Annotated in this window: 22 protein-coding genes; 15 read left to right on the forward strand and 7 right to left on the reverse strand. The window is 62.0% G+C overall.

Annotated features, from left to right (window positions below; genetic code table 11):
- Positions 1 to 83 precede the first annotated feature (83 nt).
- The 9 genes from AB8B20_RS21460 (at position 84) to AB8B20_RS21500 (ending at position 7,863) form a co-directional block, all read left to right on the forward strand.
- Positions 84 to 494 (forward strand): winged helix-turn-helix transcriptional regulator, encoded by a 411-nt coding sequence (locus tag AB8B20_RS21460; protein WP_089266461.1) that lies wholly within the window; start codon positions 84 to 86, stop codon positions 492 to 494.
- 197 nt (positions 495 to 691) lie between these two features.
- Positions 692 to 2,209 (forward strand): signal recognition particle protein, encoded by a 1,518-nt coding sequence (gene ffh, locus AB8B20_RS21465; protein WP_439073684.1) that lies wholly within the window; start codon positions 692 to 694, stop codon positions 2,207 to 2,209.
- Between the two features lie 49 nt (positions 2,210 to 2,258).
- The gene (gene rpsP, locus AB8B20_RS21470) at positions 2,259 to 2,591 is read left to right on the forward strand and encodes a 30S ribosomal protein S16 (protein WP_089266465.1); all 333 of its coding nucleotides are present in this window, start codon (positions 2,259 to 2,261) and stop codon (positions 2,589 to 2,591) included.
- 6 nt (positions 2,592 to 2,597) lie between these two features.
- Positions 2,598 to 3,122 (forward strand): ribosome maturation factor RimM, encoded by a 525-nt coding sequence (rimM, locus tag AB8B20_RS21475; protein ID WP_439073683.1) that lies wholly within the window; start codon positions 2,598 to 2,600, stop codon positions 3,120 to 3,122.
- 73 nt (positions 3,123 to 3,195) lie between these two features.
- Complete coding sequence (locus AB8B20_RS21480; protein ID WP_439074056.1) at positions 3,196 to 3,504, forward strand: hypothetical protein; 309 nt, start codon at positions 3,196 to 3,198, stop codon at positions 3,502 to 3,504.
- A gap of 52 nt (positions 3,505 to 3,556) precedes the next feature.
- Positions 3,557 to 4,315 carry a tRNA (guanosine(37)-N1)-methyltransferase TrmD gene (gene trmD / locus AB8B20_RS21485; protein ID WP_439073681.1) on the forward strand — a complete coding sequence of 253 codons (759 nt, stop codon included), beginning with the start codon at positions 3,557 to 3,559 and terminating at the stop codon, positions 4,313 to 4,315.
- Positions 4,316 to 4,436: 121 nt separating this feature from the next.
- Positions 4,437 to 4,835: a 50S ribosomal protein L19 gene (gene rplS / locus AB8B20_RS21490; RefSeq protein WP_439073680.1), complete on the forward strand. Its 399-nt coding sequence runs from the start codon at positions 4,437 to 4,439 to the stop codon at positions 4,833 to 4,835.
- A gap of 354 nt (positions 4,836 to 5,189) precedes the next feature.
- Positions 5,190 to 6,605 (forward strand): 3-isopropylmalate dehydratase large subunit, encoded by a 1,416-nt coding sequence (gene leuC, locus AB8B20_RS21495; RefSeq protein ID WP_093757912.1) that lies wholly within the window; start codon positions 5,190 to 5,192, stop codon positions 6,603 to 6,605.
- 88 nt (positions 6,606 to 6,693) lie between these two features.
- Positions 6,694 to 7,863, forward strand: a complete 1,170-nt coding sequence (locus AB8B20_RS21500) for a winged helix-turn-helix domain-containing protein (protein ID WP_439073679.1) — start codon at positions 6,694 to 6,696, stop codon at positions 7,861 to 7,863.
- A 172-nt stretch (positions 7,864 to 8,035) separates the two neighbouring features.
- Here AB8B20_RS21500 and AB8B20_RS21505 read toward each other — a convergent pair whose 3' ends face one another.
- The 4 genes from AB8B20_RS21505 to AB8B20_RS21520 form a co-directional block, all read right to left on the reverse strand.
- Positions 8,036 to 8,695 (reverse strand): hypothetical protein, encoded by a 660-nt coding sequence (locus AB8B20_RS21505; RefSeq protein ID WP_439073678.1) that lies wholly within the window; start codon positions 8,693 to 8,695, stop codon positions 8,036 to 8,038.
- 311 nt (positions 8,696 to 9,006) lie between these two features.
- A complete protein-coding gene (locus AB8B20_RS21510) occupies positions 9,007 to 9,453 on the reverse strand; it encodes a hypothetical protein (RefSeq protein WP_439073677.1) in 447 nt (148 codons plus the stop codon).
- A gap of 163 nt (positions 9,454 to 9,616) precedes the next feature.
- Positions 9,617 to 9,907, reverse strand: a complete 291-nt coding sequence (locus AB8B20_RS21515) for a hypothetical protein (protein WP_120287769.1) — start codon at positions 9,905 to 9,907, stop codon at positions 9,617 to 9,619.
- Positions 9,908 to 10,144: 237 nt separating this feature from the next.
- Positions 10,145 to 10,432, reverse strand: coding sequence for a hypothetical protein (locus AB8B20_RS21520; protein ID WP_439073675.1), 288 nt, complete (start codon positions 10,430 to 10,432; stop codon positions 10,145 to 10,147).
- Positions 10,433 to 10,638: 206 nt separating this feature from the next.
- On the opposite strand from AB8B20_RS21520, the gene AB8B20_RS21525 reads away from it, so the two are divergent.
- The 3 genes from AB8B20_RS21525 to AB8B20_RS21535 all read left to right on the forward strand — a co-directional run bounded on the left by AB8B20_RS21525 (position 10,639) and on the right by AB8B20_RS21535 (position 12,530).
- Positions 10,639 to 11,040, forward strand: coding sequence for a metallopeptidase family protein (locus tag AB8B20_RS21525; protein ID WP_439073674.1), 402 nt, complete (start codon positions 10,639 to 10,641; stop codon positions 11,038 to 11,040).
- 71 nt (positions 11,041 to 11,111) lie between these two features.
- Positions 11,112 to 11,717: a 3-isopropylmalate dehydratase small subunit gene (leuD, locus tag AB8B20_RS21530; protein ID WP_089266479.1), complete on the forward strand. Its 606-nt coding sequence runs from the start codon at positions 11,112 to 11,114 to the stop codon at positions 11,715 to 11,717.
- 21 nt (positions 11,718 to 11,738) lie between these two features.
- Positions 11,739 to 12,530 carry a hypothetical protein gene (locus AB8B20_RS21535; protein WP_439073673.1) on the forward strand — a complete coding sequence of 264 codons (792 nt, stop codon included), beginning with the start codon at positions 11,739 to 11,741 and terminating at the stop codon, positions 12,528 to 12,530.
- 239 nt (positions 12,531 to 12,769) lie between these two features.
- On the opposite strand, the gene AB8B20_RS21540 is transcribed toward AB8B20_RS21535, so the two are convergent.
- Entirely contained in the window at positions 12,770 to 13,648 is an 879-nt protein-coding gene (locus tag AB8B20_RS21540; RefSeq protein ID WP_439073671.1) for an HpcH/HpaI aldolase/citrate lyase family protein, read from the reverse strand.
- 209 nt (positions 13,649 to 13,857) lie between these two features.
- Here AB8B20_RS21540 and AB8B20_RS21545 point away from each other — a divergent pair, with 209 nt between their 5' ends.
- The gene (locus AB8B20_RS21545; RefSeq protein WP_068737916.1) at positions 13,858 to 14,493 is read left to right on the forward strand and encodes a carbonic anhydrase; all 636 of its coding nucleotides are present in this window, start codon (positions 13,858 to 13,860) and stop codon (positions 14,491 to 14,493) included.
- A 58-nt stretch (positions 14,494 to 14,551) separates the two neighbouring features.
- Here AB8B20_RS21545 and AB8B20_RS21550 read toward each other — a convergent pair whose 3' ends face one another.
- The gene (locus AB8B20_RS21550) at positions 14,552 to 15,586 is read right to left on the reverse strand and encodes an aspartate-semialdehyde dehydrogenase (RefSeq protein ID WP_068737914.1); all 1,035 of its coding nucleotides are present in this window, start codon (positions 15,584 to 15,586) and stop codon (positions 14,552 to 14,554) included.
- 115 nt (positions 15,587 to 15,701) lie between these two features.
- Here AB8B20_RS21550 and AB8B20_RS21555 point away from each other — a divergent pair, with 115 nt between their 5' ends.
- Both AB8B20_RS21555 and AB8B20_RS21560 read left to right on the forward strand, forming a co-directional pair.
- A complete protein-coding gene (locus AB8B20_RS21555; protein ID WP_439073669.1) occupies positions 15,702 to 16,505 on the forward strand; it encodes a hypothetical protein in 804 nt (267 codons plus the stop codon).
- Between the two features lie 186 nt (positions 16,506 to 16,691).
- Positions 16,692 to 17,069, forward strand: a complete 378-nt coding sequence (locus AB8B20_RS21560) for a hypothetical protein (RefSeq protein ID WP_089266485.1) — start codon at positions 16,692 to 16,694, stop codon at positions 17,067 to 17,069.
- A gap of 75 nt (positions 17,070 to 17,144) precedes the next feature.
- On the opposite strand, the gene leuB is transcribed toward AB8B20_RS21560, so the two are convergent.
- Positions 17,145 to 18,257, reverse strand: coding sequence for a 3-isopropylmalate dehydrogenase (gene leuB / locus AB8B20_RS21565; protein ID WP_093757923.1), 1,113 nt, complete (start codon positions 18,255 to 18,257; stop codon positions 17,145 to 17,147).
- Positions 18,258 to 18,336 lie beyond the last annotated feature (79 nt).

Below are 18,336 nucleotides of genomic sequence, written 5' to 3' on the forward strand. Positions count from 1 at the left end.
AATAGAAACTTGCTATTCATTTCGGCAGTAGCTGTGAAGAAGGCACTTTTGCGTTAGCTGGTTACCCCGAGGAGACCGCCGCCATGCAGACCGATATCGAAAGCGCCGCCCAGCGCTGGAAAGCCGGCAACGTCTATGCGAGCAGCTGCCCAACTCGGCTGGTTCTGGACCGGATCGCCGATAAATGGGCGGTTCTGGTGCTGGGCCTGCTCACGGACGGCCCCGTTCGCTTCAACCAGCTGCGGCGGCAGATCGAGGGAATCTCGCAGAAAATGCTGTCGCAGACCCTGAAAAGCCTGGAGCGCGATGGCCTGGTGAGCCGCAAGGCGATCCCCACCGTGCCGGTCACGGTCGAATATGCGATCACACCGCTCGGACGAACCCTGTCGGATACCGTCGATGCGCTGCGGGTCTGGGCTGAAAACCATATGGGCCAGGTGCTTGAGGCACAGCAGCACTATGATGCCGGCGGAACCCGGAGCGCGGCCGCCTGACCAGGCGATCGCCCTGCAAACCTTGACTTATCGGGCTCCAGCACTGTAAATCCCGCCACTTCTCGAAAAGTTCTCTTTTCGACCCGCCGACCGGTCCTGGAGACCGGAGGTCAACGCCCGACAGCGCGATGCGCCCTCGGGCGCAAAAGTGTTTGGTTATTGCCATCATGGGATGGCACGAGCGGAAGCGACAATCGATGTTCGACAGTCTGTCGGAACGGCTTGGCGGAATTCTCGATCGGCTCACCGGGCGCGGTGCGCTGTCGGAGGCTGATGTCGATGCCGCCATGCGCGAAGTCCGCCGGGCGCTCCTCGAGGCCGACGTCTCGCTCGACGTGGTCCGCAGCTTCATCGATCGTGTCCGTGAACAGGCCATCGGCGCCACCGTCGTCAAGTCGGTCACCCCCGGCCAGATGGTCGTCAAGATCGTCCATGACGAGCTGGTCGCCACGCTCGGCGCCGACGGTGAAGGCGGCATCGATCTGCAAGCCGTGCCACCCGTCGCCATCATGATGGTCGGTCTGCAGGGTTCCGGTAAAACCACCACCATTGCAAAGCTCGCCCGCCGTCTCACCCAGCGCGACAAGCGCAAGGTGCTAATGGCCTCGCTCGACGTCTATCGTCCGGCTGCCATGGAGCAGCTCGCGGTGCTCGGCCGCGATCTCGACATCCAGACGCTGCCGATCGTCGAAGGCCAGAAGCCCGCTGAGATCGCCAAGCGCGCGCTGTCCGCTGCGAAGCTCGGCGGCTACGACGTGGTTCTGCTCGACACCGCCGGCCGCACCACGCTCGACGAAGAAATGATGTCGGAAGCGATCGAGATCAAAGCGATCGCCAATCCGCATGAAGTGCTGCTGGTCGCGGATGCATTGACCGGTCAGGACGCCGTCAATCTCGCGCGCTCCTTCAACGAACGCGTCGGCCTTACCGGCATCGCGCTCACGCGCGTCGACGGCGATGGCCGCGGTGGTGCTGCGCTGTCGATGCGCGCCGTCACCGGCAAGCCGATCAAGCTGATCGGTACCGGCGAAAAGACCGACGCGCTGGAAGACTTCCATCCGAGCCGTATCGCCGGCCGCATTCTCGGCATGGGCGACGTGGTGTCGCTGGTCGAGCGCGCTGCTGCGAATATCGACGCCGAGAAAGCTGCACGCACCGCCGAGCGCATGCGCAAGGGTCAGTTCGATCTGACCGACATGCGTGAGCAACTGATCCAGATGACCAATATGGGCGGTCTCTCCGGCCTGATGGGCATGATGCCCGGCATCGCCAAGATGAAGAACCAGATCGCCTCTGCCGGTCTCGATGACCGCGTGGTGAAGCGCCAGATCGCGGTTATTGATTCAATGACGCGTCAGGAGCGCAAGAATCCCGACATCCTCAAGGCCAGCCGCAAGAAGCGTATCGCTGCCGGCGCCGGCCTCAAGGTCGAGGAAGTCAACAAGGTGCTGAAGATGCACCGGAACATGGCCGACATGATGAAGGCCATGGGCTCCGGCAAGCGCGGCCCGATGGCCGGCATCGCGCAAGCCATGGGCTTCGGTGGCGGCGGCATGCCGTCACCCGAACAGATGAAGGCAATGGCCGAGAAGATGCCGGGCGGGCTGCCGCAGGGCATGCCGTCATTGCCGAAAGATTTCCCGGGCCTGTCGGGCCTGGGCAAACCGACGCTGCCGGGACTCGGCGGCTTTCCCGGTCTCGGGAAAAAGAAATAACGCGACCCATTCAACTCACATTCAAATCGAACACACTTAGGAGAATCCCATGTCCGTCGTTATCCGCCTCGCCCGTGCAGGCACCAAGAAGCGCCCCGTCTATCACGTCGTCGTCGCCGACTCGCGTTTTCCCCGCGATGGCCGCTTCATCGAGCGTCTCGGTTACTTCAATCCGCTGCTCGCCAAGGACAACGAGCTGCGCCTGAAGCTCGACCTCGACAAGACCAAGGCCTGGATCGCCAAGGGCGCACAGCCGTCGGATCGCGTCGCTCGCTTCCTCGATGCTGCTGGCGTTCAGAAGCGCGAAGCCCGCAACAATCCCGAGAAGGCCGTGCCGCGCAAGGAGCGCAAGGCCAACGCTGAAGCCGCCGCTAAGAAGTAAGGCGGAATGCCAACCGCGCAAATCTGCGTCGCGCGCATCGGCGCGCCGCATGGTGTGCGCGGTCAGGTCCGGCTGTGGACCTTCACCGAAGATCCATTCGCCGTGCTCGATTACGGTCCGCTTGCCACCAAGGACGGCAAGCGGAGCTTTGAGGTCGATGATGTCCGCGAGGCCAAGGGCCATCTGGTCGCGACGCTGAAAGGCGTCGCGTCCCGCGAAGACGCCGAGCGCCTCAATGGCGTCGAGCTCTTTGTGGCGCGCGATGCGCTGCCCGACACCGAAGACGATGAATATTACCACGCCGATCTGATCGGTCTCGCTGCGGTCAATGCTGCGGGCGATGCGATCGGCCGTGTGGTCGGCATCCATAATTTCGGCGCCGGCGATATCATCGAGATCGCGCCGCTAGAGGGCGCGACCCTGCTGTTGCCGTTCACCAATGCGGTGGTGCCGACCGTTGACCTCGCGGCTGGCCATGTCGTGATCGAATTGCCGGGTGAGATTATCGGCGACGACCCCACCGCGGCGTAAGGCTTACGCTTTCAACGCTTCTGCAATCGTTGTTGCAAACGGCGTGGTCGGCCGGCCAATCAGCTTGCCGAGTGTGTGGCTGTCGTCGAACAGCGCGCCGTCGGCTGCCGCCGTGTTTGATGTCGCGATCAGATCCGCGAGTTCTTCCGGAAGGCCCGGCATTGAGCATGATGGCCTTGAATTCGGCTTCCGGCAGACGAACGTATGGGACTGTTTTGTCGCTCTGCTTTCGGTCGAATATCGGCTGTCGCCGCTGGGACAATCGGCCCTCGGGCCGCTGGCCGGCCTGATCGACTGGGCTGAGCGCAGCTTCGCGGAGATCAAGGCCGCTCGCGCCGCCTTCGATGCCGGTGACACCAGCGAGCAGATGTCGGCGGCCTGACGCGGCGATCGCCGGGGTTTGACGCCTCGCGCCGGACGCGCGATGGAAGGCCATGACTTCCGATCCTTCATCCGCGCCATGGCGCGCGACGGTGCTGACGCTGTTTCCCGAGATGTTTCCGGGCCCGCTCGGCATCAGCCTTGCCGGCAAAGCGCTGGCTTCCGGCCTGTGGGCGCTGGAGGCACGGGATATCCGCGCCTCGGCCACAGACAAGCATCGCAGTGTCGATGATACGCCTGCCGGCGGCGGACCGGGCATGGTGCTGCGGGCTGACGTGCTGGCGGCGGCGATCGATGCGGCGGATGCGCAGGATCGCCCCAGGCTCGTCATGAGCCCGCGCGGTCGGCCATTGACCCAGGCGCGGGTGGCGGAGCTGGCGGCCGGGCCGGGGCCGCTGATCGTCTGTGGCCGCTTTGAAGGCATCGATCAGCGCGTCATCGACGCCCGAGGGCTCGAGGAAGTCTCTATTGGCGACTACGTGCTGTCCGGCGGCGAAATCGCCGCCATGACGCTGATTGACGCCTGCGTCCGGCTTCTGCCGGGGGTCATGGGTAAGTTGGCGTCTGGAACCGACGAGAGTTTCTCTGATGGGCTACTGGAATACCCGCAATACACCCGCCCGCAGACCTTCGAGGGGCGTCAAATCCCGGATGTCCTGATTTCGGGCGACCATGCGAAGGTTGCCAAATGGCGGCTGGCCGAGGCGGAGGCGCTTACCCAGGAGCGCCGGCCCGATTTATGGGCGGCTCGCCCGAAAGCCCCGGAATCGGGCAGAAAGCGAAAACCGCCAAAAATCACGACGGGCGAGTGACAGAGACGGTGACAACGGCTTCGCTTTCCCGTATAGCAGCGCCAAATCCGTGCAATGGCAGGGTAAGAGTTTCGAGCGCAGCCCGCGCAACGTCTGGGCGCGCCGCCGATGGAGATTTTCGATGAACCTGATTCAGACGCTTGAAAAAGAGCAGTTCGACCGCCTTTCCGCCACCAAGTTGATCCCGGAATTCGGTCCCGGCGACACCCTCATCGTCAACGTGAAGGTTGTCGAAGGCGAGCGCTCCCGCGTGCAGGCCTATGAAGGCGTCTGCATCGGCCGTAATGGCGGTGGCATCAATGAGAGCTTCACCGTTCGCAAGATTTCCTACGGCGAGGGTGTCGAGCGCGTGTTCCCGCTGCTCTCCCCGATGATCGACTCGATCAAGGTTGTGCGTCGCGGCAAGGTGCGTCGCGCCAAGTTGTATTACCTGCGCGATCTGCGCGGCAAGTCGGCCCGCATCGTCGAGAAGAAGACCGAGCGTCCGGCCAAGGTCGCTGCTGCGGCTGCTGCCAAGTAATTTTCCGCACCATCGAATGTGCGAGGCGAAAAGCGCGGCGCAAGCCGCGCTTTTTTGTTACGTGAAGACTGCATACCTCCGTCGCATTGGCGTCGTGATCGCTGAGTGCTATAGGACTGGAATGTTTCTAGACCTGCACCAGCACGCTTTGCGCATCGTCATCGACGATCATAGTCGGCTGCCCGGTCGCTTCTTCGGTCGCTTCACCACGTCGATCGTGGGCGCGCTTAGAAGCGCGTGAGCAATCTCACGCGTTTCTTTTCCCGTTTCTCAGTTGCGCGCTTTGCGCCGTCGATGCGGCGAATCATTTAGCAGCACGCAACTGGCCCACGTTTTCTTTTGAGGCCTGATCTCATGACTGACTCTGCAAAGCCGACCACCCTGTACGACAAGATCTGGAACGACCATTTGGTCGAGGAAGCCGCTGACGGCACCTGCCTGCTCTATATCGATCGCCATCTGGTGCACGAAGTGACGAGCCCGCAGGCGTTCGAAGGCCTGCGTGCCGCCGGCCGCCGTGTGCATGCGCCAGAGAAGACGCTCGCCGTCGTCGATCACAACGTGCCGACCACCGATCGCACCAAGCCCAATCCCGATCCGGAAAGCACCGAGCAGATCGCGACTTTGGCCGAGAACGTGCGTGAATTCGGCATCGAATATTACAACGAGTTCGACAAGCGTCAGGGCATCGTTCACGTCATCGGCCCCGAGCAGGGCTTTACGCTGCCGGGAACGACGATCGTTTGCGGCGACAGCCACACCTCGACGCACGGCGCATTCGGCGCGCTGGCGCATGGCATTGGCACGTCGGAAGTCGAGCACGTGCTGGCGACGCAGACGCTGATCCAGAAGAAGGCGAAGAACATGCGCGCTACCGTCGACGGCAAATTGCCCGACGGCGTCACCGGCAAGGACATCATCCTGGCCATCATCGGCGAAATCGGTACCGCCGGCGGCACCGGCTATGTGCTGGAATATGCCGGCGAGGCGATCCGCGCTCTGTCGATGGAAGGCCGCATGACGGTCTGCAACATGTCCATCGAGGGCGGCGCCCGTGCCGGCCTGATCGCACCTGACGAGAAGGCCTATGAATTCCTGAAAGGTCGCCCGATGTCGCCGAAAGGCGAGATGTGGGAACAGGCCGTGCGCTACTGGGAAACACTGCGCTCCGACGAAGGCGCGCATTTTGATCACGAGATCCGTCTCGATGCGGCGAAGCTGCCGCCGATCGTCACCTGGGGCACGTCGCCCGAAGACGTTATCTCGATCTCCGGCAAGGTGCCGAATCCCGCTGACATCGCCGATGAGGCCAAGCGCCTCTCCAAGGAGCGTGCGCTGGCCTATATGGGTTTGACCGCGGGTACCAAGATCACTGATATCAAGCTCGACCGCGTCTTCATCGGTTCCTGCACCAATGGTCGTATCGAGGATCTGCGCGCCGCGGCCAAGGTTGTCGACGGCAAGACCGTCAACGGCCATGTCTCGGCGATGATCGTGCCGGGCTCGGGTCTGGTGAAGGAGCAGGCGGAAGCTGAAGGCCTCGACAAGATCTTCCTGAAGGCCGGTTTCGAATGGCGTGAGCCGGGTTGCTCCATGTGCCTGGCGATGAATCCCGACAAGCTGGCGCCGGAAGAACGCTGCGCTGCCACCTCGAACCGCAACTTCGAGGGCCGTCAGGGCCACAAGGGCCGCACCCATCTGGTGTCGCCGGCGATGGCGGCTGCGGCTGCGATCGCGGGGCACTTCGTCGATATCCGCGAGTGGCACTAATTTAGCTGCACGGGGCGACGCATCCTCGGTAAGATCGACGGCCTGCTGATGCAGGTCGTCTTTCTATGAGCTTCGCAATTTGTCACGCATGCCTCGCGCACCCGTCAAACCGATCGCACTGACCGACACGACGGCCCGCCGCATCTGGTTGCGCGCGCAGCGGCTCGATGCGCGGGCGCCGTTCGGTAATGGCGCGGAGGCGGTGAAAGCCGCTGTCCAACATCTCGGCTATGTGCAGATCGACACCATCAATGTGATCGAGCGCAGTCACCATCACATCCTGTTTTCACGGATCCCGAACTACAAACGCGCGGATCTCAGGCAGGCGCAGACGCACGACAAGAGCGTGTTCGAATACTGGACCCATGCGCTGGCCTATGTGCCGACCGACGACATCGGCTTCTTCGTGCCGGACATGAAATATTATCGCCGTGAGGGCCATAGCTGGTTCGCTTCGGTGACGCCGGCGGACAAGCGCAAGGTCATGCGGTTGGCCAAGGCCGGCCCGTTGTCGATTCGCGATATCGATGACGATGTGCTACGCGAGAAGGATCACGAATGGGCCAGCCGCAAGCCGTCAAAGCGGGCGCTGCAGCTCGCGTTTTATGAGGGGCATCTCACGATCTCCGAACGGCAGGGCATGCTGAAGACCTATGATCTTCTGCTGCGGCATTTCGGTTGGGAGACGCTGCCGAAAGCGGCGAGCGCTACGGAGAAATTCGCCTATCTGCTGAACCGCGCGCTGCGGTCGCAGGGCATCGTCAGTCTGGACTCGATCTGCCATCTGGATGCACCGAGCAAGGTCGGCATACGCAAGCTGATCGAGGCACGTATGCGTAAAGGCGAATTAGTGGCCGTTACGCTTGATGGCGCCGGCAAGCAGGAGCACTGGACGACGCCCGCGGCGATCGAGGACACCAGCCCGGGCGAGGCGGGGCTCGTGCATGTGCTGTCGCCATTCGATCCCCTGGTGATCCAGCGCAAGCGGACCAATTTGTTCTTCGGGCATGACCATCGCTTCGAGGCCTATGTGCCGAAAGAAAAACGCCAGCTCGGCTACTTCGCACTGCCGGTGCTGGTGGATGATCAGATCGTTGCAGCGGTCGATCTCAAGACCGATCGGCAGAAGCGCAAATTGCTGATGCAGCAATGGAGCTGGGTCGGTGAGGGCACCAAGCCGAAAACACCGCGCAAGGAATGGAAGCGCCGCATCGAGGAAGAGCTCGGGCGGTTCGAGGCGTTTCAGCTCGGGGAGTGAGCTCCGGCGCGTGCACTACGCTCCGTCGTCATCCGCGGGCTTGACCCGCGGATCCACGTCTTGGCAACAAGCAAAGACGTGGATGGCCGGGACATCCAGCGAAGCCGCGCTTCGCGCTATGCCCGGCCATGACGGAGTGTGTGGAGAGTCGCTTCAGTCAACCCGACCCATCTCACCAATAAATATTGAAGCGATGGTGATGCCGCCGGTAGTGCCAGTGGCGGTGATGCCAGGGGCGATAGCGGCAGATCTTGCGTGGGCCGTAATAGGTCCAGACGACGCGGCAGAAGCGTCGCGGCTGGTAGTAGCGCGGGCCGTAATAGTAGCTCGGTGCATAGCCGTAATAATGCGGCCGGAAATGGCGGCGATAGCCGTAATGGCGCGCGCCGTAGTAGCGTGTCGGCGCATAATAGGGGCGCCGGGCGATCAATGGCGCCGCGTATCGATAGCCGCCGCCATGGAATACGGGGCCACGCCGGAAACCGCCGCCGACAAAGGCCGGGCCCGGACGGAAACCGCCTCCGCCACGGAATGCCGGCGCTGCGGCTCGGAAGCCTCCGCCGCCACCTCCACCACGAAACGCCGGCATGCCGCCGCCACGAAATCCGCCGCCGCCTCCGCCATGAAAGGCGTGACCGCCGCCGCCACCGCCGCGGAAACCTCCTCCGCCACCGCCGCCGCGTCCACCGCGATGCTGGACCTGGAGCAGCGCGTCGCTCGCCTGCTTGGCTGCGGGTGCCGCGCCGGGATTGATCAGCGAGACTGCCCGTGCCGATGGCGTCAGCGATATCATCATCGTTGCGGCGGCAGCCACGCCGAGTGAGCGCGTCATGAATTGTCTGATCGCAAAACCTCGATCGGCATTCAAGACAGGTTGTCGATTCTGAACATCTCTCATCGGAAACATCCTCCCTCGATCGGCGCATGGGACATCGATCGCGCAAACCTGACAGTGCAGGTCCTCGCTTGCGCGAACGGTGCGTTTGCGCATGGTCATGTCATGTGAGTTGTCGCGCCTTGACCGAAAATTAAGGATGTCGATCTGAACGCGTCATGAATGACGCAGGCGGAAGCCGCGCGGCGCGCACAAAAAAACAGGCGCCGCAAAGGGCGCCTGTCGATGTCGTCTCGTACTACTGGAATTTACCAGCGGCCGAAGCTGAAGCCGACGCTGAGCGGGCCGCCGCCGAAGCCGACGCCCGGGCCATAACCATAGGCGCCATAGGGACGATAGCCGCCATAATAGCCGTAGGGCCGGTAGCCGTATCCGCCGTAGTAAGCAGGGCGATAGGCATAGGGACGTCCGTAATAGGCGGGGCCGTAATATGAGCGGTACGGGCGATAGCCGTATCCGTAGCCATAACGCGGGCCGTAATAGCTGCGATACCCGTAGTGCCGGTGGCCGAAGTGATGATGGCGGTGGTGAAAGTGACGATGGCGCCGCTGCGCGCTGAAGTCCGTCGCCTTTGCCTTGTTGTCTGCCGCAGCCTTTTGAGGCGTCTGTGCGTCAGCCATTGCGGGGGCGCTGGTCAATGCGCCACCGAGTGGAAGTGTTGCAGCCAGCATGGCTGCGCCTACCCAGTTCTTCATGATTTTTCCTTGCCTCGATCGCTTTCCATCGATCGTCTTTCGTCGCCTTCACCCCATAACGCATATAGTTACAATGATTTCCCGCGACAGACCGACGCGGTCAACATCTCGTCAAAGAAAACAGGCGCGCTTGCGCACGCCTGTTTGAACTTTAGAGAGGGTCTCAGTAGCGCCAGCCGTGACGACGCACGTGGTGCGGCCGGTGCCAGCCATGATGGCGGCGGATGTGATGCGGACGATGCCAGCCGTGGTGACGCCGCATGCCGTGATGCCCGCGATAGCCGCGATTGTGGTGATGACGATACTGCACCTCAGTCGTCAGCTTCTCACCGCCTTGTACGGACGATGCGATGCCCGGGCTGTTCAGCGAGACTGCATTTGCCTGCTGCGTCGGCGCTGCGACGAACAGCAATCCTGCGATGGCGGCGAGGCCGAAAAATTTCTTCACGTTCACGTGTTCTCTCCTGAGTCTGCTGCGTTCATGTCGAGATGCAGCTTCACGAATGGATCATCGCCCATGTGCATGACGCTAGGGCGCAGGAGGTGAACGCGATGTGAATATGCTCGGTGCGATATGTCGCAGGGTTTTGTGACGCATCGCTGGAACGAAAGTCAGCGCATGCGAACGCCATCTCCGCAGTTGCAAAGTCTCGGCCTGACGTCATTCAAAATTAAAGTATGAAGTGTCGGCTCAGCCGCGGCGCCAGTAGCAGTTCATGCGCGGCACGATCACCGTGCCGCTCGGGCGATATTCCTGCACCAGATTGGCGGTGCAATCGCGCACGGCATTCGGGCCGGGATTGTAGCTGGGATAGACACCGCGTTCGTCCGGCGTGCGATAGATGCGAACGCGCGGACGGGCACGGCGGGGTTGAACGCTGTCGTCGGATTGGGCGACCTGCGCGGCCGTCTGTGCCTGTGCGACGCCAACCATCGGCAACGCGCCGAGCGCAACCGCCAACCCCAGTGCCGCCATCATGATCCGCATCTTAACGCCCCACACCGCCATAGGCATGATCCCGAAAAGCGGATGCCGGTTTTCGCCGACAAACGGGTTCGTTTGCCGAGAGATCATGCTTCAAAAGAATGCCGCAAAGTCTCCGATTGACGCCCGCCCGTCAACCGCCCGTGAACGCACTACACCGGCGCATTGCCATGTCACGGGAATTGGCTAGACAGGGAAACATGTGGCACCAGGCAAAAGCACCCGATCTCGCCGAAATGGAGGACATGGCCCATGCGATGCTCGCCCTCCTGCCGGAGGGGTTCCGCAAGCTCTGCGCGGGCGTGATCATCCGGGTCGATGATTTCCCGACGGATGAGGTGTTGGAGGAGATGCAGGCCGAGACCGAATTCGACCTGCTCGGCCTGTTCCAGGGTGTCGGCCTGCCATTTCAGAGCCAGGACAATACGGGGCAGTTGCCCAACATGATCTGGCTGTATCGCCGGCCGATCCTGGATTACTGGGCCGAACACGACGAAACCCTCGGCCATATCGTCCGCCATGTGCTGATCCACGAGATAGGGCACCATTTCGGCCTCTCGGACGCCGATATGGAGGCCATCGAGGCTGGCGTCGCCGATTAGCCCTGCATAAATCACCCTTGGACGGGCCGCCTGATCGGGCTAAAACGCCCGCTCAATCCGAGGATACGTTCATGGACAAGTTCACCACGCTGGAAGGCGTCGCGGCGCCGCTGAAGATCATCAATGTCGATACCGACATGATCATCCCGAAGCAGTATCTGAAGACCATCAAGCGTACCGGTCTCGGCAAGGGCCTGTTCTCGGAAGCGCGCTACCTGGATGACGGCAGCGAGAACCCGGATTTCGTGCTCAACAAGCCGGCCTATCGCAACGCCAAGATCATGGTGGCCGGCGATAATTTCGGCTGCGGCTCGTCGCGCGAACACGCGCCCTGGGCGCTGCTGGATTTCGGCATCCGCTGCGTGATTTCGACCTCGTTCGGCGACATCTTCTACAACAATTGCTTCAAGAACGGCGTGCTGCCGATCCGCGTCTCGCAGAAGGATCTCGACGCGTTGTTCGACGATGCCGAGCGCGGCGCCAATGCGACGATCACCATCGACCTGCCGAACCAGGAAATCCGCGGCCCTGATGGCGGCACGGTGAAATTCGAGATCGATCCGTTCCGCAAGCACTGCCTGCTCAACGGTCTCGACGATATCGGCCTGACAATGGAGAAGAAGGCCTCCATCGACAGCTACGAAGAGAAGCTCAAGACCGCACGCGCCTGGGCCTGATCTCACTTCGGAAGGTGACGCGTGATTCCTGACGTCGTCACCTTTTGGGAGGGCCCGCTCGATGCGCTGCGCAGGCTGTGCCTGCGCTCGCAGGTCGAAGCCGGCCACCGTGTCACGCTCTACAGTTTTGCACCGATCACCGATCTGCCAGATGGTGTGAGCAATGCCGATGCGGAAGCCGTGTTGCCGCGCGCCTTTGCCGAGCGGCTGCGCCCATCAGCTCCCAATGGCGCGTGGGTTGGCTGGACCCCGCTGCAGTTCAGCGATTTCTTTCGCATCCGGCTGATGGCCGAAGGTCTCGGCCTCTGGCTCGACGCGGATGTGCTGTTGCTGAAGCCGATCGAGATCGATCCGGCAAAGCCCTATTTCGCGTGGGAGAAGCGACGTCAGCTCGGCAATTCGGTGCTGTATCTGCCGCCTGACGATCCGATCGTTGCGGCCTTCGAGGCGCTGATCAGGCAGGACGAGTTGACGCCAGACTGGATGTCATTGCGCCATCGCCTCGCTTTCGCATGGCGCAAATGGCGCGACAGCACGAAGCGCGCCAGTGATGTCCGCGTCGCGATCTTTGGCCCGGCATCGTTGACGGCGCTTGCGAAGCGCCATGGCTCCCAGCATCACGCGCTGCCGCGGAAGTCGTATTATGCGGTTCACGCCGAGCCGAAGCTGTTCTTCGAGCCGTCGAACTTTGCAGGGCTGATAGGCGATCCGGATATTCTCGGCTTTCACATATCGCCAAAGGGGCGTGGTAAAGAGGCGCCGGTACCGGGAAGCTTTTACGCGTGGGCGACGGAGCGGGTCGGCGCACGTTAGTATCAGCCTTTGAATCTATAAGTTTCGCGCAACGGCCCGCGGTATCCCTCCCCCTTGCGGGGAGGGTCGGCCGAACCTGACGATGCGAAGCATCGTTCAGGTGGAGGCCGGGGTGGGGGTGCCACACGTGAGAGCATCGCCTGTGGCACCCCCACCCGTCGCGCTGCTCGCTGCGCTCGCAACGCGCCACCCTCCCCGCAAGGGGGAGGGTGAAGAAAGCGCGTCGTTGCTGACTGGTACTAGCCCCCCATCGCTGCGATCGCGTCCGAAATCGCGATCGTGCGCTTGGCCATGTCCGCATGCAGGCGCTCGACCATCTTGCCGTCGAGCTGGATCGCGCCGCGCTTGGCATTCTCGGGCTGCTCGAAGGCGGCGATGATGCGGCGGGCCTGGGCAACTTCGTCGTCCGGCGGCGTGAAAACCTTGTTGCAGGCCTCGATCTGGCTCGGATGGATCAGCGTCTTGCCGTCGAAGCCGATGTCGCGGCCCTGTTCGGCTTCGGCGATGAAACCCTCGGTATCGCTGAAATTGCTGTAGGGACCATCGAGAATTTCGAGACCATGCAACCGCGTCGCCAGCACGCAATGAGTAATCATCGGCAGCATTGCCGCGCGACCGGGCATCATGCGGATGCGGGTCTCGCGGGCGATATCGTTGGGGCCGAACACGAAGCCGGCCAGGCGATTTTCGGAATCGCGCGAGGCGGCCGCGAGTTCTTCCGCATGGAGGATCGCGCGCGAGGTCTCGATCATGGCCCAGACCTTGATCGACATGTCGGCACCGATGTCGCTGAGGCGATCGGCCACTGCCGCGAGATCCTCGACGCTGGAAATCTTCGGCACCAGGATGCCGTCGGGCTTGGCCTTGCCGGCCATGGTGACGTCGTCGATCCACCACGGCGAATCCAGCGCGTTAATGCGGATGATGACCTCGCGCTTGCCGAAGCCGCCGGCAGCCAGCGTTTGCCCGATGGCGTCGCGCGCTGTTCCCTTGGCATCCGGCGCTACGGCGTCTTCGAGGTCCAGGATGATGCCGTCAGCGGCCACGGTACGGGCCTTTTCCAGCGCGCGCGGGTTCGAGCCGGGCATGAACAAATGGCTGCGGCGCGGACGGATCATGGCGTCATTTCCCTGTGATTATGGCCTGTTCGTTATTCAGGCATCCGCGATAACATTTCAGCCCGCCGCCCGGAAGGCTTGTTCGCGCTGGCGTCCTATGGTTATCCGTGGGGACCGTATGTTTGAGCGTGATCTCTCGACAAACGACCCCGTTTGTCGGCGAAAACCGGTATCCACTTTTCGGGATCATGCTCCGAACGAGGCAGACCATGACATCATTTCCGAAGCAGCTCATTGCCGGCTACCAGACCTTTACGTCGGAGCGATTGCCGACCGAGCAGTCGCGCTTCCGCGAATTATCGGAAAAGGGCCAGTCGCCGGAAGTCATGGTGATCGGCTGCTGCGACTCGCGCGTGTCGCCGGAGGTCATCTTCGATGCCTCGCCCGGCGAATTGTTCGTGGTGCGCAACATCGCCAACCTGGTGCCGGTCTATCAGCCCGATGGCGGCGCTCACGGCGTCTCGGCGGCGCTGGAATATGCGGTGCAGGTGCTGAAGGTGAAGCACATCGTGATCCTCGGCCACGCGCAATGCGGCGGCATCCGTGCTTTCGTCGACAATGCGGCGCCGCTGTCGCCGGGTGACTTCATCGGCCGTTGGATGTCGATGTTCATCAAGCCCGACGAGAAGGTCGAGATTCGCGAGCACGAGGCGTTTCAGGATTTCGTCACCCGTATCGAGAAGGCCGCCGTGTTCCGCAGTCTGGAAAACCTGATGACGTTCCCGTTCGTGAGCAGCAAGGTCGAGAGCGGCGAGCTGGAATTGCACGGCGCTTACTTCGGTGTCGCTGTCGGCTCGCTGTCCGTGCTCGATCAGGCCGCGAAAGAGTTTCGGCCGGTGGCGTAAAACAAAAAAGCCGGATGCTGAGCATCCGGCTTTTGATTGTTGGAGATCGAAGGTCCGCTTACGCGGCCTTCTTCTTCGCCGTGATCAGCTTGCGGTTGATCAGGCATTCCGCGATCTGTACGGCGTTGAGCGCCGCGCCCTTGCGCAGGTTGTCCGACACGCACCAAAGAACCAGACCGTTATCGACCGTCGAATCCGTGCGGATGCGGCTGATATAGGTGGCGTCTTCGCCGGCGGCCTCATAGGGCGTGACGTAGCCACCCGGCTCGCGCTTGTCGATCACGAGGCAGCCTGGCGCATTGCGCAGGATGTCGCGGGCTTCATCTTCCGAGATCGGGTTCTCGAATTCGATGTTGACCGCTTCCGAGTGGCCGACGAACACCGGCACGCGCACGCAGGTCGCGGACATTTTGATTTTGGGATCAAGAATCTTCTTGGTCTCCATCATCATCTTCCACTCTTCCTTCGTGTAGCCGTCCTCCATGAACACGTCGATCTGCGGGATGACGTTGAAGGCGATACGCTTCGGGAATTTGTTATTGACCAGCTCGCTGTTGGTGTAGACGGCCTTGGTCTGCGAGAACAACTCGTCCATCGCATCCTTGCCTGCACCCGACACCGACTGATAGGTCGAGACGACGACGCGCTTGATCGTCGCCTTGTCGTGCAGAGGCTTCAGCGCCACCACGAGCTGCGCAGTCGAACAGTTCGGGTTTGCGATGATATTCTTCTTGGTGAAGCCATCAACGGCCGAGGCATTCACTTCCGGCACGATCAACGGCACGTCCGGGTCCATGCGCCAGGTCGACGAGTTATCGATCACGACGGCACCGGCTGCGCCGATCTTCGGCGACCATTCCTTCGACACGGCTCCGCCGGCTGACATCAGGCAGATGTCGACGTCGCTGAAGTCATAGGTCGCGAGGTCTTTGCATTTCAGGGTTCTGTCGCCGAAGGAAACCTCAACGCCCATGCTGCGGCGCGACGCGAGCGCCACGACCTCGTCAGCTGGGAATTTACGTTCATCTAGAATGCTGAGCATTTCACGCCCGACATTGCCGGTCGCTCCGACCAGCGCGACTTTGTAACCCATCGTTCACTCTCCGAAGAAAAATGCTTCACCCCCACATACCGTGGAAAGGGAAGAGCCGCGCTTCTATGCGAGAAACGTCGCAAAGACAACGTCCTAAGCGTGTTTGCGTGTGTTGATGCGTTCAATTTTGGTTTCGCACCACCCAAAGTCGGCAGGTGTCCATCCGGCCCTGCAGAGCTTTGCCGACGAGTGCGGTGCCATCGCCGTGCGTCTGCTCGCCTATATGGGGGCGCTGGCACTGGTTGTCATGGCCGCGGTTACGGTTTTCGACGGACTGGAATTCGACCTCAGCAGCGAACCGGCCGCCAAGGCTGGCTGGAGTGTCGCCAGCCGCTCCTATCCCGCTTTTGCCGTCAGTCAGTTCGATTCGTCAGGTAAAACAGCGTCTTACGAGATCATGAGGCATCCCGACGGGGGGCGGAAGGACATCCTGCGCTGGACGTCGCCCGGAGAACCTCCGGTGGCCGAGCTGGAATTGTATCGTCCTGGTGCCGAGGCTGAGCGGGCAGGTCCGCCCGCAGCGGACATTGCGGGCCGCATGGACCCCGGCGGCGTTCGCGAAGTGGTGGGCGAAGGCATTATCGACAGCAAGTTCGGGCCGGTCGCCCTGATGGGCTTTTCCGACCGGCTGAAGGACAACAAGCGCTGCCTCGGCTTCATGAAGACGCTGGAGGTGGCCAATCTCAGGATTTCCGGCTGGTCGTGCCAGGGCGACGGCCTGCCGGCGCGGCGGGCGGCCATTGCCTGCACGCTAAACCGGCTGGTGCTGCTCACCGCCGGCAATGAACCCCGACTGCAGGAGGCCTTTGCTCAGGCAGATTTGAAGCGGGCCGGCTGCATCAGCGGCGCGGCGCTGTCAGCGGCCTCGGCCGATTGGGTCACGGGTGCCCAGAACCCGCTGCTGCGCGGCAGCTTGTGACCTCTTCGTGATGGGTTGGACCAAGACCTTGGATTACATGCAACATTCGGCCACACCGCGCATTATATCGACGACTGTGGCCGGATAGACCTTGTGGCCGGATACCCCGGCCAGCTAAATTGACCGCAAATCGGATTTGCCGACTCGGCTTTTGAATGCCGATCTTCTGACTGCAATGAGGACCTGATGACCTTGAAATTCCCCGCCGCGAAAACTCTCGCCATGTTGTTCGCGACGGTTGCCGTCATCGCGACCGCCGTTGCCGTCTCGCCGGCTGATGCCGCCACCAAGAAGAAGGTTCGTGTTTCTGACCGTGACGCTGTTTATGGCGCGCGCGGCCCGAACGTGTCCTATCAGCAGGGCCGCACCCGCGTTTACGTGACGCGTCGCTCTTGGCTCGATGCTGGCGTCGAAGTGCTCCCGGGTGACCGCAAGTTCACTGATTATGCCTATCCGCCCGGTTACTCCTTCGCCCGCGACAACAACAACCGTCCGCTGGACCGCCAGCCGCTCAACTCGCAGTGGGATCTCGGCGGTTATCCCGAGCGCTTCCCGCTCTACTGAGCGCGGCGACATCCAAATACGAAAATGCCCGGCTCAGCCGGGCATTTTTTGTTTGTGGGAGAGGTTCGAGCGCGCTTAAGCGTGCAGCGTCTGCAATTCCTTCAGCAGTGCTTCGCCCATGCCGGATGTGCTCACCACTGTTGCGCCTTCCGACTTGATGTCCGCCGTCCGCAGACCCTTTGCCAGAACCGCGGCGATGGCCTGGTCGACCTTGTCGGCCAACTCGCCCATCTCCAGCGAATAACGCAGCGCCATGCCGAACGAGGCGATCATCGCCAGCGGATTGGCCATGCCCTTGCCGGCAATGTCCGGCGCCGAACCATGCACCGGCTCATACATTGCCTTGCGCTTTTTGGTCTTGGCATCGACTTCGCCGAGCGAGGCCGAGGGCAGCATGCCCAATGAGCCGGTCAGCATCGCTGCGATATCGGAGAGCATGTCGCCGAACAGGTTGTCGGTGACGATGACGTCGAACTGCTTTGGCCATTTCACGAGATTCATGCCGCCGGAATCGGCGAGCTGATGCTCGAGCGTGACGTCCTTGTATTCGCGGCCGTGGACCTGCGTGACGACTTCGTTCCAGAGCACGCCCGACTTCATGACGTTGCGCTTCTCCATCGACGTCACCTTGTTCTGGCGCTTGCGGGCCAGATCGAACGCGACGCGGGCGATGCGCTCGATTTCATAGGTGTCGTAAACCTGCGTATCGACGGCACGCTTCTGGCCGTTGCCGAGATCGGTGATGGTCTTCGGTTCGCCGAAATAGACGCCGCCTGTGAGCTCGCGCACGATCATGATGTCGAGGCCCTCGACGACCTCACGCTTCAGGCTCGATGATTCCGCCAGCGCGGGATAGCACACGGCTGGACGCAGATTGGCGAACAGGCCGAGATCCTTGCGCAGGCGCAGCAGGCCGGCCTCGGGTCGATGCTCATAAGGCACGTTGTCCCACTTCGGACCGCCGACGGCGCCGAAGATGATGGCGTCGGCTGCATCCGCCTTGGCCATTGTGGCATCGGTGATAGGGAGCTTGTCGGCATCATAGGCGGCGCCGCCAACCAGGCCGTTCTCGATCGTGAATTTGGCGATGCCCTGGGCATCGATCCAGTCGATCAGGCGCTTCACCTCGGCCATCACTTCAGGGCCGATGCCGTCGCCGGGGAGAAGCAGCAATTTGTGCGTTGCCATATTCAAGTGCCCTTGCAATCCGTTACTGATTGCCGCGAGTGCTAAGACGTCATTGCGGGAATGGCAAGACAGTGTTGCC

It is taken from the genome of Tardiphaga sp. 866_E4_N1_4, assembly GCF_052076075.1.
Classification (GTDB): Bacteria; Pseudomonadota; Alphaproteobacteria; order Rhizobiales; family Xanthobacteraceae; genus Tardiphaga; species Tardiphaga robiniae.

Bases quoted from the DNA above. Each gene is read 5' to 3' on its own strand.
- AB8B20_RS21460 (WP_089266461.1), top strand. From the start codon at position 84: ATGCAGACCGATATCGAAAGCGCCGCCCAGCGCTGGAAAGCCGGCAAC.
- ffh (WP_439073684.1), top strand. From the start codon at position 692: ATGTTCGACAGTCTGTCGGAACGGCTTGGCGGAATTCTCGATCGGCTC.
- rpsP (WP_089266465.1), top strand. From the start codon at position 2,259: ATGTCCGTCGTTATCCGCCTCGCCCGTGCAGGCACCAAGAAGCGCCCC.
- rimM (WP_439073683.1), top strand. From the start codon at position 2,598: ATGCCAACCGCGCAAATCTGCGTCGCGCGCATCGGCGCGCCGCATGGT.
- trmD (WP_439073681.1), top strand. From the start codon at position 3,557: ATGACTTCCGATCCTTCATCCGCGCCATGGCGCGCGACGGTGCTGACG.
- rplS (WP_439073680.1), top strand. From the start codon at position 4,437: ATGAACCTGATTCAGACGCTTGAAAAAGAGCAGTTCGACCGCCTTTCC.
- leuC (WP_093757912.1), top strand. From the start codon at position 5,190: ATGACTGACTCTGCAAAGCCGACCACCCTGTACGACAAGATCTGGAAC.
- AB8B20_RS21500 (WP_439073679.1), top strand. From the start codon at position 6,694: ATGCCTCGCGCACCCGTCAAACCGATCGCACTGACCGACACGACGGCC.
- AB8B20_RS21505 (WP_439073678.1), bottom strand. From the start codon at position 8,695: ATGACGCGCTCACTCGGCGTGGCTGCCGCCGCAACGATGATGATATCG.
- AB8B20_RS21510 (WP_439073677.1), bottom strand. From the start codon at position 9,453: ATGAAGAACTGGGTAGGCGCAGCCATGCTGGCTGCAACACTTCCACTC.
- AB8B20_RS21520 (WP_439073675.1), bottom strand. From the start codon at position 10,432: ATGATGGCGGCACTGGGGTTGGCGGTTGCGCTCGGCGCGTTGCCGATG.
- AB8B20_RS21525 (WP_439073674.1), top strand. From the start codon at position 10,639: ATGTGGCACCAGGCAAAAGCACCCGATCTCGCCGAAATGGAGGACATG.
- leuD (WP_089266479.1), top strand. From the start codon at position 11,112: ATGGACAAGTTCACCACGCTGGAAGGCGTCGCGGCGCCGCTGAAGATC.
- AB8B20_RS21540 (WP_439073671.1), bottom strand. From the start codon at position 13,648: ATGATCCGTCCGCGCCGCAGCCATTTGTTCATGCCCGGCTCGAACCCG.
- AB8B20_RS21545 (WP_068737916.1), top strand. From the start codon at position 13,858: ATGACATCATTTCCGAAGCAGCTCATTGCCGGCTACCAGACCTTTACG.
- AB8B20_RS21550 (WP_068737914.1), bottom strand. From the start codon at position 15,586: ATGGGTTACAAAGTCGCGCTGGTCGGAGCGACCGGCAATGTCGGGCGT.
- AB8B20_RS21555 (WP_439073669.1), top strand. From the start codon at position 15,702: ATGCGTTCAATTTTGGTTTCGCACCACCCAAAGTCGGCAGGTGTCCAT.
- AB8B20_RS21560 (WP_089266485.1), top strand. From the start codon at position 16,692: ATGACCTTGAAATTCCCCGCCGCGAAAACTCTCGCCATGTTGTTCGCG.
- leuB (WP_093757923.1), bottom strand. From the start codon at position 18,257: ATGGCAACGCACAAATTGCTGCTTCTCCCCGGCGACGGCATCGGCCCT.